The following is a 16,221-nucleotide window of genomic DNA, read 5'->3' as shown; positions in this document are numbered from 1 at the left end:
GAGATCGTTTCCCCGTCTCACCGGTTTCTCCCTCTTCGCTTCGATCCGCACTGGACTTATCACCGACGCGCCGATTACAAGCGTACCGATGTAATTGAAATCACCGTCACAGGTCGCGACGCGACCGTCGACCAGCCGATCGTCTCCCCACCGTCGAGGGAGCGGACGCCCCGTTTCCGGTCAGACCGCCGGTCTGCCCGGCGGCTCAGTTTACAGAGCGCACGAAACATCTGTTCAGTATCGTCGCACAGTACCGTGAGAGATACTAATTCCTGCGATACGTGCGTTACAGGCCTAATGACGTAACTCCGGCGTTTCGCACGTCCGTTGTCCATCTCTCACCTTTCGTCTCAGATGGGGTATGATGGCCGTCACAGCGCCCGTATCGAGTGTTTCTGGATTGGTTCGACTCTCGAAAAAGACCGTCCATCATCGAGAAACGGGATTCTCTCGGTCACGAACGGAACGACACGGTCTCTCTCGCGCGTCCCTCCCCGTTCGCGGAGGAAGGCCGGTCGCGCGGACGGCGGCGGGGTAAGTTTATGATCGAGCGTCCGCACCTGGACACCATGACAGTCGGTGACGATGACGGTGCCTCGCTCGGCGACGGGGAATGGCTCATCCGCGACGAGGCCGCCCGCACGTACGTAGTCGGCGCGACGAGGGGGGTTCGGTCGCTGGTCGAGTCGACGCTCGGCCCGCGGGGGATGGAGAAACTCGTCGACACCTACGACCACCAGGACGAACCGGAGACGGTCGTGACGGCCGACGCGGGCGAGCTCATCGACGCCATCGAGCGCGGCGACGGGTTCAACCACCCCGTGGCGGCGCTGTTCGTCGACAGCGTCGACTCGATACAGCGGGGGCTCCACGACGGAGGGACGACGGCCGTCATCCTGGCGAGCGAACTCGTCGAACGCGGCGCCGCGCTCGTCGAACGCGGCGTCCACCCCGGCAGCGTCGTCGTCGGGTACGCGATGGCGTCTGACCGCGCCGGTCGCGTTCTCGACGCGCTCGCCCGTCCTCTGGAGTCCGACGACCGAGACGCGCTGCGACGCGTCGCCGCGACGTCGATGACTGCCGACCTCGACCCGTCGCTGCGTCGCGCATACGCACGCGTGGTCGCCGATGCCGTCCGCGGCCTCCGCGACGCGAGCGACGACGGCTGGCTCGACACCGACTACGTGTCGGTCCGAACGGCCCGGGGCGAACCGCACCGCGTGTACCGGGGGCAGATCGTCCGCCGTCGACCGGGACAGCACGAGGCGAGCCGGGCGAACAGCCTCGAGTTCGACTGGACGCCGGCCGTCCCTCGACCGGTGGCGGACGCGACCGTCGCGGTGCTCGAACGCGGTATCGACGTGGAGGAGACCGCGACGAGCCTCGGCGGAAAGCGGGACTCGGGCGTCGAACTGCGGTCGGCCTCGGCGGTGGCGGAGTACGCCTCCGGCCGAGACGCGGCGATCGAGGCCGTGGCCGACCGTCTCGCCGACCTCGGCGTGGACGTGCTGGTCGCCCAGGCCGAGCTCAACGGCCCCGTTCGGAGCGCGCTCTCCGCCCGCGGCGTCGCCGTCGTCGACCGCGTTCACTACCCGAAGTCGGACATCTACCGGGTGGCGCGGGCGACGGGGGCGCAGGTCGTCGCGCACGTGGACGACCTCGCGCCGTCGAAACTCGGGCGGGCCGGCCGGGTCCGCGAGCGGCGCGTCGGCGACGAGAAGTGGGCGTACTTCGAGGATTGCCGCGGCGGCGTGTTCACGATCGTCGTCGACGCCGGCACCGCCACCGGGTTGCGGAAGCGCGAGCGGCTGGTTTCGGACGCCCTCGAAGTGGCGGCCGTTGCCGCCATGGACGAACAGGTGCTGCCGGGAGCGGGCGCGCCCGCGCTCGCGGTCGCGCGGGACGTCAGACACTTCGCCCCGTCGGTCGCCGGGCGCGAGCAACTGGCGGTCGAGGCGTTCGCCGACGCGCTGGAGGCGGTGCCGAGCGCCCTCGCGCGCAACGCCGGCTCCGATCCGCTCGACTCGCTCGCCGACCTCCGGACGGCGCACGACGGCGCAGGCACCTCCCCCGCGCCGATCGGCTTCGACGCCGAGACGGGCGAGCCGGTCGACGCGTGGGCGGCGGGCATCGTCGAGCCGCGGCGGATCTTCTCGCAGGCCGTTGAGACGGCCGTCGCGGCGGCCGAACGGCTGCTGACGATCGACGCCGTGGTGTATCCGGGCGTCGACCTCGGGGCTTTCTCGCCGCGGACCGAACACGACTGACTCCCGACCGCCGTCGTCTTTTTCGCTCTACGGCGTCGTCTACGTCGCTTCGCTTACGTTTCGGAGACCGGCTGGCCGTCCTCGGGTGGTCCGGGCTCTCTCGGTCCGAGGTCTGTCGCGGGGAGCCGTTCGTCGATGCGAATAAGCTGCGCCGCGAGGTCGGTCGCGGCGCTCAGCGCGTCGCGTTTGAGCCCTGCGGGTTCGACGATGGGGTCGTCGCGGAGCGTCTCGCCCGTTTCGCCGGCGAGCGCGTCGATGCCGATCGTCGATCGCCCCTCGTGGTGGGCGACGCGGAGCCGGATGAGTCCCGTCCAGCCGTCCAGCCCCGCGTTCGTCGCCAGGGTCCGCGGGACGACCTCCAGCGCGTCGGCGAACGCCTCCACCGCCAGCTGCTCGCGGCCATCGACCGACCGGGCGTGCTCGCGAACCGCTCGCGCGAGCTCGACGTCGATCGCCCCGCCGCCGGGGACGACGGTCCCGTCCTCGGCCGCGCGCACCGTCGCCGCGATCGCGCTCTCGACGGACGCCTCGAACTCTGAGACCGAGCGCGGGTCCGGCGCCCTGCAGAACAGCGTGTAGACGGGGTCTCCGGCGGCCGATTCGACGAAGACGAAGTCCCGCCCCGCCTCGCGTCGAACCGTCACGTCGGCGCGTCCCAGCGTCTCGGGCGACGCATGGCCGAGCGAGGGGACCACGCGCGCGCCGGTCGAGCGGGCGAGCCGGCCGAGGTCGTCCCGTTCGACGCGCTCGAGCGCGACGACCCCGTGATCCGCCAGGACGCTCTTCACGCGGTCGTTGACCGCCCGCTCGGTGGCGACGAACCGGCAGCCCGCGTCGACAGCCGCGCGCAGGCGGTCTCTGAACGCCTCCCGCTCGGATTCGCCGATCGCCGCTCGGTCGTCGAACGAGTCGGCCGAGAGAACGACGCGGGCGTTCGGTCCCCCGGTCGCTCCGCCCAGCCGGGGGAGGTCCACTGTCGAGGAGAGCAGCGCCACGCCCGCGTCGGGCTCGCGCCGCGGCATCGCCTCCGAGACGGGTTCGTGATCGAGCACCAGCCCCTGGACGAGTTCCGTCTCCGACGCCGCGCCGATGCGGGCGGACACCTTCACGGACGTCGGCCCCGCCGGACCGGCGTCGCCCACCGCTTCGGCGACCTCCGCGACGTACTCGCCGACCCGCCGCTTCACGGCCGGATTGCGGGTCGCGGTGAGCGCCGTCCGGGCGACCGCGGCCGGACCGACGAGCGAGAGCGGGTGCGACCGCCCGTCGAGCCGATCGAGCGCGACGGACAGCCCCTCCCGGTACCCGCGCTCGACCGCCGTCGGGTGGAGCCCCTGATCGACCAGGCCGACCGCCTCCTCCAGAAGCGCGCCGGCGAACGTCACCAGGGTCGTCGCCCCGTCTCCGTGGCGGTCGCGGAACCCCGTAGCGCCGGTCCGAAGCAGCGTCACGCCCGGGTCCGTGACTTCCAGGTCGTCCAGTAGTTCGGCGCCCGACGCGGTCGTCGTCACGTTCCCGCCCCGCCGGATCACCAGCTTGGTCGCTCCGAACGGCCCGAGCGTCGTCCGAGCGAGGTCACAGACCGTCCCCGCGTCCGCGACGAGATCGGCAAACGTCGTGTCGGCCATACCCGTGTATGTGTTTCACACCCTATGTATAGCTGATGGACGGCACCGGGCCGGCGCTTTCCTTCGTTGCCGTGCGCCGGGTGCGACCTCCCGTTTCGGGCCGCGTCTCTCCCTCGAACGATCCCCTCTCACACATGTTGCGCATATTTCATCGCACTCCGACGCCCCGTAAGTATGAGAAAGCTTATTATCGACGCAGCGGAAAAACGACATCGGCATGCCACCTGCTGGCAATCACCAAGACGGCGGTCCGGAACAGGCAGAGACCGCGGAGGCCGGCGAGACCTCTCGACGGACGTTTCTGAAAGCGACGACCGCGGCGACGAGCGCGGGTGCGCTGGGTGCGCTCACCGGCTGTCTCGACAGTCTCAGCGGAGGCGGAGGCGGGGGTGGATCCGAAACCACGACCGTCAGTTTCCTCTCAGCGCAGGCCGCCGAGAACGCTGACATCCAGAGCCACTTCCAGGACTCGATGAAGACGTTCGAAGAGAAAAACGAGAACGTCAAAGTCGACCTCCAGACCGCCTCGTACGGCGACATCAAATCGAAGCTGTCCTCGACCGTTTCGTCCGGCAATCCGCCGGCCTTCGCGGAGTCCGGCTCCGGGGGTCTCCAGTATTTCTTCAACGACAAAATCCCGGACCACAGCAAGTACATCGAAGAGACCGACGGAATGCCGGACGACTTCACCAGCGCGAACCAGGAGGCCGCGAAGTTCCGCGGTGAGTACTGGTCCGCGGGCGCGATGCGCCACACCAACAGCAACCTGGGTATCCGCCCCAAGCTGTTCAGCCAGGTCGGCGTGCAGAATCCCATGGAGGAGCTGAGCACCTGGAGCGGCTTTCTCGACGCCATCCAGAAAATCGACCAGCAGACGGACGCCATCGCGTACGAGGAGACCGGCGTCTACAACGACTTGGAGTCCTACTGGGGCTACGCTCGGACGGCGTACACAGGCGGAACCGACCCGTGGCTCCGCGGCGACCCGAAGGACCCCACCGTCGTCGTCGCCAACGAAAACCACGACGACCAGGGGAAAACGGACGGCATGATCAAAACGTGCGTCAAACTCGCAGATCAGTTCAGTAGCCCCGAGGCCGCCTCGCGCGGCGACGAGGAAATCCCGTCGCTCATGGTGACAGGAAAGGTCGCCTCGTTCACCTACGCCACGCCGACGGCGAACCGCTGGCGTGCCGCCAAGGACGACGTGAAGATCGGCTGGAATGGGGGGAATGGCGACTACATGCTCCTTCCGAACCCAAAGGTCGACCCCGAGTTCGGGAGCAACTTCGGTATCAGCGAACTCGAAGGCGTCGAGGGCGACCACGGCGGCCACGTCTGGTCGCTCGAACAGCAGCAGACGATCTTCAAGACCGACGAGAAGACGCAGAGCGCCGCGTGGGATCTCAACATGTTCCTCCTGAGCGACGAGGAGTTCGTCCTCCCGGCGTGGGGCGAGTACTACGAGGCGATCCCCGGTCTCAATCCGATGATGGACAAGGTGCTCAACGAGTACGACCTCGCCCAGAGCACGACGCAGGCCTTCAAGAATCTGGACCAGTACGGCGACCAGTACGCGTCCACCGGGGCCGCGTGGGACGTCAAACCCACGGACCAGATCCGCTGGACTGACATCAACGAGACCATCAGCCAGGCCATCGCCGGCCAACACAACATGGAGGAGACGCCGCAACTCGTCCGGCAGCGCATCCAGAAAACGCTGAAGAACCAGAACAACTGAACGACCGGCGCCGACCTTCCTGTCGTCCCTCATCGCTCGTCCCTCGAAATCTCGTTCCCCGAGCGATCGGCTCACGTCCGCCGGCCTTTCTGAGCGGGCGGTAGCGGCGATATTCCGGCCGCGCATCCCGAATATTTTTTATGTATGAATGGAATTGGTATGGTACCGTGTCTCAAGAAAGCGCACAGGCCATCCGACGGAAGTATGGCCTCGAGGAGAAAACGATCCTCGACCGGATGAAGGAGCATTGGATCGGGTACCTATTCATCATCCCGACGTTCGTCATGTTCACGCTGTTATTTTACTTCCCCATAGCCAGGGGCGTGTTCTTGACGTTCACGAACACGAGACTCGGCGGCAGCGGGGAGTTCGTCGGGCTCGAAAACTACACCTGGATGGTCACCAACGACCTCTTCCAGTTCGCGTTCGGCTGGACGCTCGTGTTCGTCTTCGGCACGACGTTCCTGCAGTTGGCTATCGGGTTGCTCGCTGCGCTCCTTCTCTCCGAAGTCGTGCGCGGCCGGCGCGAGTGGTTGAGTGCGATCATCATGTCGCCGTACTTCTCGGCGCCGCTCGCCGGGGGTGTCATCTGGATGTGGTTCCTGAACAGCGACTTCGGGATGCTCCCGAGACTCTGGGTCGACCTGTTTAACTCACCGGCGCCGTCGTTCTTAGCGTCGGGGGTGTGGCCGTACGTCTCGCTCATCGTCGCCCAGTCGTGGCACGACTACGGCTACGCCGGAATCATTTACGCTGCAGCTATTGTGGGTATCCCACGCGAGCAATACGAGGCGGCAGCGCTCGCGGGCGCGAGCAGACTCCGGCGCTTCCGCGACGTGACGCTGCCGCACCTCGTCACGCCCACGATCATCATCCTCGCGCTCCGGACCGCGTGGAACGTCGCCGAGTTCGCTCAGCCGTTCGAACTCACGGGTGGGGGGCCCGGGACGAAGACGATGCTTCTGAGCATCTTCACCTACCAGACCGCCTACGTCAACCTGAACTTCGGTCGAGCCTACACGATCGGCCTGGCGATGGTCGCCGTCTCGATGACGGCGGCGATCTTCTACGTGACCGTTATCCAGGAAGAAGAGGAGCTGTACGTCTGACCATGCTTAACGAAACCCGACGCACGAAAACTGTGCTGTACGTGGGCCTCGCGCTATTCGCGCTTTGGGCACTGATCCCATACATCTGGGTGCTTCGCACGTCGTTGCTGACGAATTTTGCGGCTATCAGCTCCGACACCGGATACATCCCGGCACTCGAAAGCCTCTCCCTCGTCGGCTACGAGCAAATCTGGGACCGGTACAACTTCACCACGTACTTCGCGAACAGCCTCATCGTCTCGATAGCGGCGACGCTCATCTCACTGCTCTTTTCGATCCCCGGGGCCTACGCGTTCGCGCGGCTGGACTTCCCCGGTCGGAAGTTCCTGTTCTACACGGCGGTGTTCACCATCATGTTCCCCTGGATCGTCATCACTATCCCCGTCTACGAGGTATTCTTCTTCCTGGGGCTTATCAACACGCTCGATGGAGTCACCATCGCCATCTCGATCTTCGTTCTGCCACAGACCATCTGGCTGTTGCAGGGCTTTTTCAGACAGGGGATCCCCGAGAACATCGAGGAGGCGGCGCTCATCGACGGCCACACGGAGATCGGCGCGTTCCTGCGCATCGTCCTGCCGCTTTCGGCGCCCGCGGTCGGCGCGGCGGCCCTGTTCTCCTTCCTGACCGCCTGGAACAACTTCCTCTGGGTGTTCGTTCTCACTAGCGACGAGGAGGTCCGGACGGCGACGGTCGCCATCCACTACATCCTCGGAAGCGACGTCCTCCGCCAGTGGAACGCCCTCATGGCCGCCGTCGTCCTGCTGGTGGCGCCCCCGGTGATCTTCTACGGCCTCTCGCAGCGCTACGTCGGCGAAGGGCTCGGCGGCGTGTGACTCTCCTCCTTTGATCTTCTCGGCTCGACCCTTTCTTCTGCTTTTCTCGGCCCGATCCCTCCCTCCCTCCCTCCTTGATCTCCGCCGGATGCGATCGCGGTGCGCCGGTCGTCACCGAGAATTGGAATTTCATAATGAATGCGAGGCGGAAACCCGCGACTTTAGGCGTGGGAGGAAGCCGACAACCCATTACACAAATCATCCCCGATAGCAGGCCGACTCCCAACAGCAATCCAATCTATTATAAATACAGACTCCTACATATGAAGTACAGATGGTGGGAGACTCACGCACTCGAACCGTCCCCGTCAAACTCGACGTGGACGAGAGTGCCGCTGACCTCCTCCACCAGACAACCGACCACTTTCTCGCCGCCGCCAACTACGTCGTAGACGTAGCGTGGAAACCAGACTGGAAAATCACCAGCAAACAGAAACTCCACAACCTCACCTACTACGACGTTCGAGATGACTCCCCACTTCCGGCCAACCTCGTGCAAGCCGCACGAAACCGCGCCGCAGAAGCCGTCAAAGGCTGTGTTGAACGCTGGAAACAAGGCAAGAAAGCCTCGAAACCACACTTCACGTCGCGGTTCGCCAGCTACGATGCCCGAACCGTCACAATCAACGACGCGACCAGCAAAAGTCTGGGCGTGGAGGCGCACCCGTAGGCGTGCGCTTGAACAGCGGGATGATGAACGTGAATGGCGAGTATTCGCCTACTGTGTTACACAGTTAGAACGGGAGTCCATGCTGAATGCCACGCCCTGCAGGGCGTGGTAGCTTACTCTTGACGTCAGAGGAGCGTTTGAAACCGCGGTTTCCGCCGCGGAAACAGGCTACGACGCCGGGAGCTAGGGATAATAATAAATAACAGCACGCCAAACGAGGTGCTGGAGGATTAGTTAGCATGGCACGTGTGGAATTCGATAACGTAACGAAGGTCTTCGAGGACACGTCCGGGCCGATCGTCGCGGTGGAGGAGCTCGATCTGGACATCCCCGACGGCGAGTTCGTCGTCCTGGTCGGTCCGTCCGGCTGCGGGAAGTCGACGACGCTCCGCATGCTCGCCGGGCTCGAGACGATCACGGACGGGGAGATACGGCTCGACGGCGAGCGCATCAACGATCGCTCGCCGAAGGAGCGGGACATCGCGATGGTGTTCCAGTCGTACGCGCTGTACCCGCACAAGACGGTCCGGCAGAACATGGCCTACGGGCTGAAACTCAGCTCCGATCTCGACGACGAGGAGATCGACCGCCGGGTCGAGGAGGCGGCCCGGATGATGGGGATCGAGGACCTCCTCGACAAGAAGCCGGGCTCGCTCTCCGGCGGCCAGCAGCAGCGCGTCGCCACCGGCCGCGCGATCGTCCGCGAACCGGCGGTGTTCCTGTTCGACGAGCCGCTGTCGAACCTCGACGCGAAGCTCCGCAAGCACATGCGGACCGAGCTCTCGCGCATCCACTCGGAGCTCGGCATCACGACGATCTACGTGACGCACGACCAGGAGGAGGCGATGACGATGGCCGACCGGATCGCCATCCTGGACAACGGCGAGCTGCAGCAGGTCGGAAGCCCCAAGGAGGTGTACTATCGGCCCGCGAACGTCTTCGTCGCCGACTTCATCGGCTCGCCGTCGATGAACTTCTTCGACGTCGACCTCCAGCACGACGGCGCGGGGTCGCCCGCGCTGGTCGGCAACGGGTTCACCTACGAGGTCTCGGACGAGCTCACAGAACTCCTCGACGCGTCGGAGACGGAGTTCGTCCTCGGCGTCCGACCGGAGAACGTCCGCATCGCGGAGGACGCCCCGACGGGCAAGTCGATCAGCGCGACGGTCGACGTCGTCGAGGTCGTCGGCTCCGACAACTTCGTCTACCTGGACGTGAGCGGCCGGGAGTGCCGCGTCCGCACGTCCTCGGAGATCGAACCCGAGGAGGGCGAGACGGTCACGCTCACCTTCGACGAGTCGGACCTGCACCTCTTCGACCGCAACTCCGAGCGAGCCGCGGTTCACGGTCACTCCCGGGCCGACCACGAGGCGCAGAAGACGATCGCGAAGGAAGCCGAAGCCTGAAGCCGCCTCGATCGGGCCTCGAACGGACGACGCGTACAGCACGTGCCAGCGGCCCCGACGCGCCGGGGCCGCTCCGTCAGGAAAGCTTTTACCCCGTTTCGCCGATGTCAGAACGTGACATACGACATCGCGATCATCCCCGGCGACGGCATCGGACCGGAAGTGATCGACGCCGCCTGGCCGCTGCTCGGCGACGCCGCGGCGGCCGCCGGATTCGACCTCGACGGCACGCGTTACGAGTGGGGAAGCCGGCGGTATCTGGAGGAGGGGGCGATGATGCCCGAGGACGGCACCGACCGCCTCGAATCGCACGACGCGATCCTCCTCGGCGCCGTCGGCCACCCGGACATCCCAGACCACGTCACCCTCAGGGGGCTGATGCTGCCCATCCGCAAGACGTTCGACCAGCAGGTGTGCAAGCGCCCCTCGGTGCTGTTCGAGGGGGTCGAGAGTCCGCTCCGCGGGTACGGCGGCGGCGACATCGACTTCGTCGTCTTCCGGGAGAACACCGAGGGGGAGTACGCCGACATCGGCGGCCGCGAGCACCGCGGATTCGACCACGAGCTCGCGGTGCAGACGGCCGTGTACACGCGCGCCGGCACCGAAGCCATCGTCCGCGCGGCCTTCGAGGAGGCGACCGCGCGCGACGGCAAGCTGACGAACGTCACGAAGTCGAACGCGCAGGCGTACGGCATGGTCTTCTGGGACGAGATCGTCGAGGAAGTGAGCGAGGAGTACCCCGACGTCGAGGTCGAGCGCCTCCTCGTCGACGCGGCGTCGATGGACCTCATCCGCCGCCCCGAGGAGTTCGACGTCGTCGTCGCCTCGAACCTCTTCGGCGACATCCTCACCGACATCGGCGCGATCGTGAGCGGGAGCATGGGCCTCGCGCCCTCGGCCAACGTCAACGTCGACGGCGACTACCCCTCGATGTTCGAGCCCGTCCACGGGAGCGCGCCCGACATCACCGGGCAGGGCGTCGCCAACCCGCTCGCCACGGTGCTCTCCGGGGCGATGCTGTTCTCCCACCTCGGCGAGGACGCGGCCGCGGACGCGCTGTGGGACGCCGTCGCCGATCAGCTCGCCGACCCGGACGCGCCGCGGACGCCCGACCTCGGCGGGGAGGGCGGCACCGAGGACGTCGTTGCCGACCTCCGGGAGCGCCTGTAGCGCCGCCGACGCATGCGGCCGCTCGGCTCGGAGGCGTTCGGGCGGGAACTGCGGCGGCTCGACGCGGCGGCGCTCGCCCGCTTCGTCGCGGATCTCTGGCGCGCCCGTGGGTGGGAGGCGACGGTCGAGGGCGACCTCGTCCGCGTCGAACGCGACTCGCCCGCCCCGGAGCGACGAACGCTCGCGGTCGCCCGCCGGATTCCCCCGCCCGACGCGCTGGCGCGGTTCGCCGACGGCGACGTCGACGCCGTCGTCACGAGCGCCCGCGTCCCCGAGGATCGCCGGTCGCGCGTCTCCGAGGGCCGCCGATCCCGCGCCCCCGAGAGTCGCCGGGCCGGCGACTCCGCCCGCCCGGCGATCTTCGGCGCGGAGGCGCTCCACGAGATGGCGCTGTACGCCGTCGATCGCGACGAGTTCGACGCGCTCTGCCGCCGGTACTTCGGTCGGAGCGGGCTTGTCGATCCGCCGTCTGACCCGGACGAGCCGTCGTCGAACCGGGACGGATCGCCCCACGCCCGTTCCCCGGCGCGGGCGCTGACGATCGCGGCCGTCGTCGCGCTCGTGCTCGTTCTCGGTGCCGCCGCCGCGGTCCACCTCGACGTCGTTTCCGTCGATTCGACCCGCTCCCCGGAGCTCGTGGGTCCGTCCGGCGGCCCCCTGTCGCCGAACTCGCGTCCCGCACTCACCTCGGGAGCTCCCTCCGAGGGTTCGATCGTCGGCTGTCCGTCGCCGCCGCGGGCGGCGCACCCGGCGCTGCTCCGACCGGCCGTCGTCTCCGAGACGAGCGCCTTCGGCCTCGACGGCTGGACGCTTCGGTCCGCGGCGAACGTGACGTCGTTCCACGGCCGGACCGACCTCGCGCCCTCGCACGACCCGGAGGTCCGTCACGTGGCGAGCTACGCGTCGCCGGAGGGAACGACGTACCGCGTCGCGCTCGACCGCTGGCGCTCGCCGTCGCTCGCCCGTACGATAGGTGAGGAGACGGCCGCCGATCGGCTCGCCGTCCTGGTCTGGGGACGGTACACCGTCGCCGTTTCCGGGTACTCCGACGCGGGACGGCTCGACGGCGAGCGGCACCGCGATCGGGCGCGCGCGTTGCTCGCCGCGGTGTCGAAGCCGAACGGGAGCCGCCTCGGCCGCGCGTGCGTCGACCGGCTGCTCGCCGAGCCGCCGTCCGACGGATCCCCGACGGCCGAAACGACCGTCGCGACCGCCACGGCACCGACGACCGCGACGACGCCGACGACCGTGTCTGTGGATTGAACGGAGAGGACGAGACCGAACCGGAGTGGGTCCGACCATCGGGACGGCGGGACGGCGGGCGCGGTCTTCGCTACTCCTCTCGATCCGTCCAGAAGTCGAACGAGCGGCCGGGCGCGAACACGTCGAGGCCGACGGCCCGCTCGTCGCCGGTGTTCTCGACGCGGTGCGGTTCGTCGCCGTCGAGCCACACCGAGTCGTACCTTCCGAGCGTCACCTCGTCGTCTTCGGTGTAGATCGTGAGTTCGCCCTCCAGGACGAGACACACCTGCTCGTTCCCGTGGTCGTGCATCGGCGAGGAGTGCCCCGGCGGCTTCTCGAACCACTCGAAGGTGAACTTCTCGCTGCCCGCGAGCGACACGCGCCGCCACCCCTCGTCGGGTTCGTACGATTCAGCGTCGGCGAAGTCGACTTCCTTCATGTGCACGCCGAACACTCGGCCCCGCGCTAATCAACGTTTGCGTCGGGGCGACGGGTACTTTTCAGAGAAGGCGTAGTGGCTTGCTTCGGGAGGGCCGAAACCGCCTCGAAAGCCCCGAGTCGCTGGAGGAAGGTGGGCGACGCAAGCACCGCAACGGAGTGAGGAGCGCAGCGAGCCCCCCGACTTCAGCGACTCGCCCCTTTCGGTCCCCCCACGTCGGTCGTTCAGCTATACCCATTGGGGCGGGGGCTTTCGAGGCGTTCACAACTGTTTCGCAGCCAGTCCGAGCGTAATCTGAACACCGTCGGGATGACGGCGGGAGAGCCGAGCCCCTAGAGGTTCGACGAACTCGACCCCCCGTCGATGGGGATCGCGACGCCGTTCACGTAACCCGACTTCGGCGAACTGAGAAACGCGACCGTCCGACCGAGGTCCATCGGATCGCCGACCTGACCGACCGGGATGCCCTGGCTCCAGTCGTCCATCCCGTCCTCGTAGCTGTCGTACTCGCCGCGCTCGACCGCCTGCTCCACCAGCTCCTGGATGCGCGGCGTCTCATGCGTCCCGGGGAGGACCGCGTTCGCTCGCACCTCGGGCGCGAGCTCCTTCGAGAGGGTCTTTTCGAGACCGATGACGCTCATGCGGACCGAGTTCGACAGCACCAGCCCGTCGATGGCCTCCTTGACGCTGCGGGAGGTGATGGTGACGACGGTGCCGCCGCCGTCGGCGCGGAGGTGGTCGGCGGACTCGCGGGCGAGGCGGACGACGCTCATCACGAGCAGGTCGAACGCGTCGTACCAGTCCTCGTCGGTGGTGTCGAGGAACGGCCCGCTCGGCGGCCCGCCCGCCGACGTCACCAGGTGGTCCATCCCCCCGAACTCGTCGACCGTTCGGTCGACCAGCCGACGGATGTCGTCGGGATCGGTCAGATCGCCCGCCTGGCCGACCACCTCGCCGGTCGCGTCCGCGCGCACGTCCTCGACCGCGTCGGCCAGCCGATCCTCATCGCGGCCGTTCATCACGACGTTCGCTCCTTCCCGCGCGAGCGCGCGAGCCGACGCCTTCCCCAGTCCGCTGCTCGACGCCGTCACCAGCGCCGCGTTGCCGTCGATTTCGAAGTCCATGCGAAGTCCGTGCGCGGGCGGGGTGTTAAATTCTCGCCCGGAGGCAACCCGCAGCCTGCGTGCTACGCGTCGCGCCGATCGGTCTCACTTCCCTCCCACTCACTCGATCGGCTCGAACCGCGCCGCGCCGTCGTCGAAGGCGAGCCGCGACCGCCCTTCGACGGTCACGTGCTCGCCCCCCTCCGCGACCAGCGCCGGCGACACCCTAAACGAGGAGAGGTGCGACGTGTCCCGGATCCAGACGACCCCCGCCGTCTCCGGATCGTACGGACCGAAGGAGGTGAGCGCGGCGGTCAGCGCCAGTCGATCGTTCGGGAGCGCCACGGGGAGGCTCGACTTCGAGAGCGACCCGCTCGTGAGCGCGTTGGCGTACATCTGATCGAGGTCGAGCGACTCGACCGCCCCCGTCGTCGTCACGTCCGCGAGGCCGATCCCGTGGCCGTTCCCGTGGGTGGCCTCGGTCAGCCCCCGCGCGAAGATCCGCTTTACCTCCGGGCGCTCGGGGTCGTCCTCGTTGAGCACGCGGAAGCGCCCGATCACGTTCGTGTCCATCCCCGTCCCCGAGATGTCCTTACCCATCTCGTCGACCACGAGCACGTCGATCTCCTCGTACGGCAGCGTCGCCATGTACTCGCGGGCGCGTTCGAGCAGGTCGCCCTCGGCGTCGGGGAGCGACTCGGCGGGCAGCCCGCGGACGACCGCGGTTCGGTCGTAGAAGTTCTCGACAATACCGAGGCCGCCAAGGAACGGTGTCTCTCGCCTGACAACCTCGAATGTCGACGTGATCGCCGACACGTAGCTGCGGACGAGCGCGGCGTCGTGGACCGCCGACGCGCCGCGCTGTTTGCCGAGGCCGATCGCCGCCATCTTGCAGACGCCGCTCTCGACGCTTCCCTCGAAGTTGGTGTGCGGTTTTACGCGGTTTAGCACGAGTATCCCGTCCGCCTCCAGCGCGGCGGTCGAAACGTGGACGGGCCTTCCCAGGTCGGACTCCCCGAGGACGGTCGTCTCCATCCGCGCGTCGATCGGGCACCCCAGCCGCTCCTCGGTGAGCCCGAGCGATCCCAGCGTTCGGCGCTGCCCGTCGGCGGTCGCGCCGCCGTGGCTCCCCATCGCCGGAACGGCGACCGGCTCGAAACCGCGCCCGCGGAGTTCGTCGACGACGGCCGCCGCGATGGGGACGATATCGTGTATGCCGCGGCTCCCGAGGCCGACGGCGACCCGGCCGCCCTCGGGCACCGAATCGAGCGGCAGCGCGTCGAGTTCGCGGCGGGCGGCCGCCCCGGGATCGTCCACGGCCGGCGCGGGGGGCTCGTAGCGCACGTCGGCGAACTCGGGAAACGGGACCGCGTCGAGCACTCCTTCGACGGCTTCCTCGTTCGGGAACTTCATGCGGTGTCCCTCGCGGCGGCGCGACTAAAATCCGTGCGACGCTACCGGCCGCTCCGTCGGCCGACGGAGCGGCCGACTGCCGGCGTCTCTTGCTCCTACCGATACGACCACGGGTTACAGCGCCGAGGGCCGACGTATGAGATTCGAGGGATCCACCGCCGGGCTCGACCGCAGACCCACGAGACGCGTCGGAGGTGAGTCGGCCGCATGAGCGACGCGGGACCGACCGTGCTGGTCCTCCGCAAGGGGGCGCACGGCATCTCAACGACCGAGTACGCGGACGCGCTCCGGGAGCGACTTCCGGACGACGTGACGGTGAAACGGGCCGCGACGCCGCGCGAGGAGCGCGAGGCGATCGCCGGCGCGACGGTCGTCACCGGCCACCGGATCAGCGAGGAGCTGGTCGAGCGGGCCGAGCACCTCCGGCTGTTCGCCTGCGCGTCGGCCGGGTACGAACACCTCCCCCTGGAAGCGCTGCGGGAGCGCGGCGCGGCCGTCACGAACGCGTCGGGCGTTCACGGCCCCAACATCGCCGAGCACGTCGTCGGCGCGCTGCTCGCGTTCGCCCGGGACTTCCGACGCTTCTGGCGCCAGGAGGAGCGCCACGAGTGGCGCCGCGGCCAGGCGAGCGAACTCTACGGGAGCACCGTGACCGTCGTCGGCCTCGGCGCCATCGGGTCGGCGGTCGTCGACCGCCTGGAACCGTTCGGCGTCGAGACGATCGGCGTCCGCTACACGCCGGAGAAGGGCGGTCCGACCGACGAGGTGATCGGCTTCGACGAGGACGACTTCCACGGCGCGCTCGCCCGGAGCGACTACGTCGTGCTCGCGTGCCCGCTCTCGGAGACGACCGAGGGGCTCGTCGGCGCGGCCGAACTGGACACGCTCGAACCCCACGCCGTCCTGGTGAACGTCGGCCGGGGCCCCATCGTCGACACCGACGCGCTCGTATCGGCGCTTCAGGGCAACAGCATCGGCGGGGCCGCGCTCGACGTGACCGACCCCGAGCCGCTCCCGCCGGGGCACCCGCTCTGGGACCTCGACAACGCGTTCGTCACCCCCCACAGCTCCGGTCACACGCCCAAGTACTACGCCCGTCTCGCAGACATCCTCGCGCGTAACTGGGGGCAGATTCGGGAAACGGGACGCTACGAGGATCTCGAAAATCAGGTCGCGTAAAAGGGTCGGTCGCGACCG

General features: G+C 67.8%; 12 protein-coding genes and 1 pseudogene. 9 read left to right on the top strand and 4 right to left on the bottom strand.

The window, feature by feature from the left end:
* Positions 1-569 precede the first annotated feature (569 nt).
* On the top strand, positions 570-2,267 hold the full coding sequence (locus CNO20_RS15365; RefSeq protein ID WP_101297171.1) for a TCP-1/cpn60 chaperonin family protein: 1,698 nt from the start codon (positions 570-572) through the stop codon (positions 2,265-2,267).
* Between the two features lie 53 nt (positions 2,268-2,320).
* Here the strand turns inward: CNO20_RS15365 and CNO20_RS15360 are convergent, their stop codons facing one another.
* Positions 2,321-3,895, bottom strand: a complete 1,575-nt coding sequence (locus tag CNO20_RS15360) for a TCP-1/cpn60 chaperonin family protein (protein WP_101297007.1) — start codon at positions 3,893-3,895, stop codon at positions 2,321-2,323.
* 217 nt (positions 3,896-4,112) lie between these two features.
* On the opposite strand from CNO20_RS15360, the gene CNO20_RS15355 reads away from it, so the two are divergent.
* From CNO20_RS15355 to CNO20_RS15320, 7 genes and pseudogenes are all read left to right on the top strand, one after another.
* Positions 4,113-5,636, top strand: coding sequence for an extracellular solute-binding protein (locus CNO20_RS15355; protein ID WP_143423239.1), 1,524 nt, complete (start codon positions 4,113-4,115; stop codon positions 5,634-5,636).
* A 167-nt stretch (positions 5,637-5,803) separates the two neighbouring features.
* The gene (locus CNO20_RS15350) at positions 5,804-6,745 is read left to right on the top strand and encodes a carbohydrate ABC transporter permease (protein ID WP_233204217.1); all 942 of its coding nucleotides are present in this window, start codon (positions 5,804-5,806) and stop codon (positions 6,743-6,745) included.
* 2 nt (positions 6,746-6,747) lie between these two features.
* Positions 6,748-7,581: a carbohydrate ABC transporter permease gene (locus tag CNO20_RS15345; protein ID WP_101297005.1), complete on the top strand. Its 834-nt coding sequence runs from the start codon at positions 6,748-6,750 to the stop codon at positions 7,579-7,581.
* A gap of 274 nt (positions 7,582-7,855) precedes the next feature.
* Positions 7,856-8,212: pseudogene (locus CNO20_RS15340) on the top strand (RNA-guided endonuclease TnpB family protein); the annotation flags it as partial.
* 278 nt (positions 8,213-8,490) lie between these two features.
* Complete coding sequence (locus tag CNO20_RS15330; RefSeq protein ID WP_101297004.1) at positions 8,491-9,657, top strand: ABC transporter ATP-binding protein; 1,167 nt, start codon at positions 8,491-8,493, stop codon at positions 9,655-9,657.
* A 114-nt stretch (positions 9,658-9,771) separates the two neighbouring features.
* The gene (locus CNO20_RS15325; RefSeq protein ID WP_101297003.1) at positions 9,772-10,827 is read left to right on the top strand and encodes an isocitrate/isopropylmalate dehydrogenase family protein; all 1,056 of its coding nucleotides are present in this window, start codon (positions 9,772-9,774) and stop codon (positions 10,825-10,827) included.
* A gap of 12 nt (positions 10,828-10,839) precedes the next feature.
* Positions 10,840-12,090, top strand: coding sequence for a hypothetical protein (locus tag CNO20_RS15320; protein WP_101297002.1), 1,251 nt, complete (start codon positions 10,840-10,842; stop codon positions 12,088-12,090).
* A gap of 70 nt (positions 12,091-12,160) precedes the next feature.
* On the opposite strand, the gene CNO20_RS15315 is transcribed toward CNO20_RS15320, so the two are convergent.
* From CNO20_RS15315 to CNO20_RS15305, 3 genes are all read right to left on the bottom strand, one after another.
* A complete protein-coding gene (locus CNO20_RS15315) occupies positions 12,161-12,508 on the bottom strand; it encodes a cupin domain-containing protein (RefSeq protein WP_101297001.1) in 348 nt (115 codons plus the stop codon).
* Positions 12,509-12,840: 332 nt separating this feature from the next.
* Positions 12,841-13,632, bottom strand: coding sequence for an SDR family oxidoreductase (locus tag CNO20_RS15310; protein WP_101297000.1), 792 nt, complete (start codon positions 13,630-13,632; stop codon positions 12,841-12,843).
* A gap of 99 nt (positions 13,633-13,731) precedes the next feature.
* The gene (locus CNO20_RS15305) at positions 13,732-15,024 is read right to left on the bottom strand and encodes a nickel pincer cofactor-dependent isomerase, group 22 (RefSeq protein WP_101296999.1); all 1,293 of its coding nucleotides are present in this window, start codon (positions 15,022-15,024) and stop codon (positions 13,732-13,734) included.
* A gap of 207 nt (positions 15,025-15,231) precedes the next feature.
* On the opposite strand from CNO20_RS15305, the gene CNO20_RS15300 reads away from it, so the two are divergent.
* On the top strand, positions 15,232-16,203 hold the full coding sequence (locus CNO20_RS15300; RefSeq protein WP_101296998.1) for a D-2-hydroxyacid dehydrogenase: 972 nt from the start codon (positions 15,232-15,234) through the stop codon (positions 16,201-16,203).
* Positions 16,204-16,221: the final 18 nt, after the last annotated feature.

This window comes from Halegenticoccus soli (genome assembly GCF_002844195.1).
In the GTDB taxonomy this organism is placed as follows: Archaea; Halobacteriota; Halobacteria; order Halobacteriales; family Haloferacaceae; genus Halegenticoccus; species Halegenticoccus soli.
The sequence above is the reverse complement of the archived record's forward strand: the minus strand, read 5'-3'. Positions and strand labels throughout refer to the sequence as shown.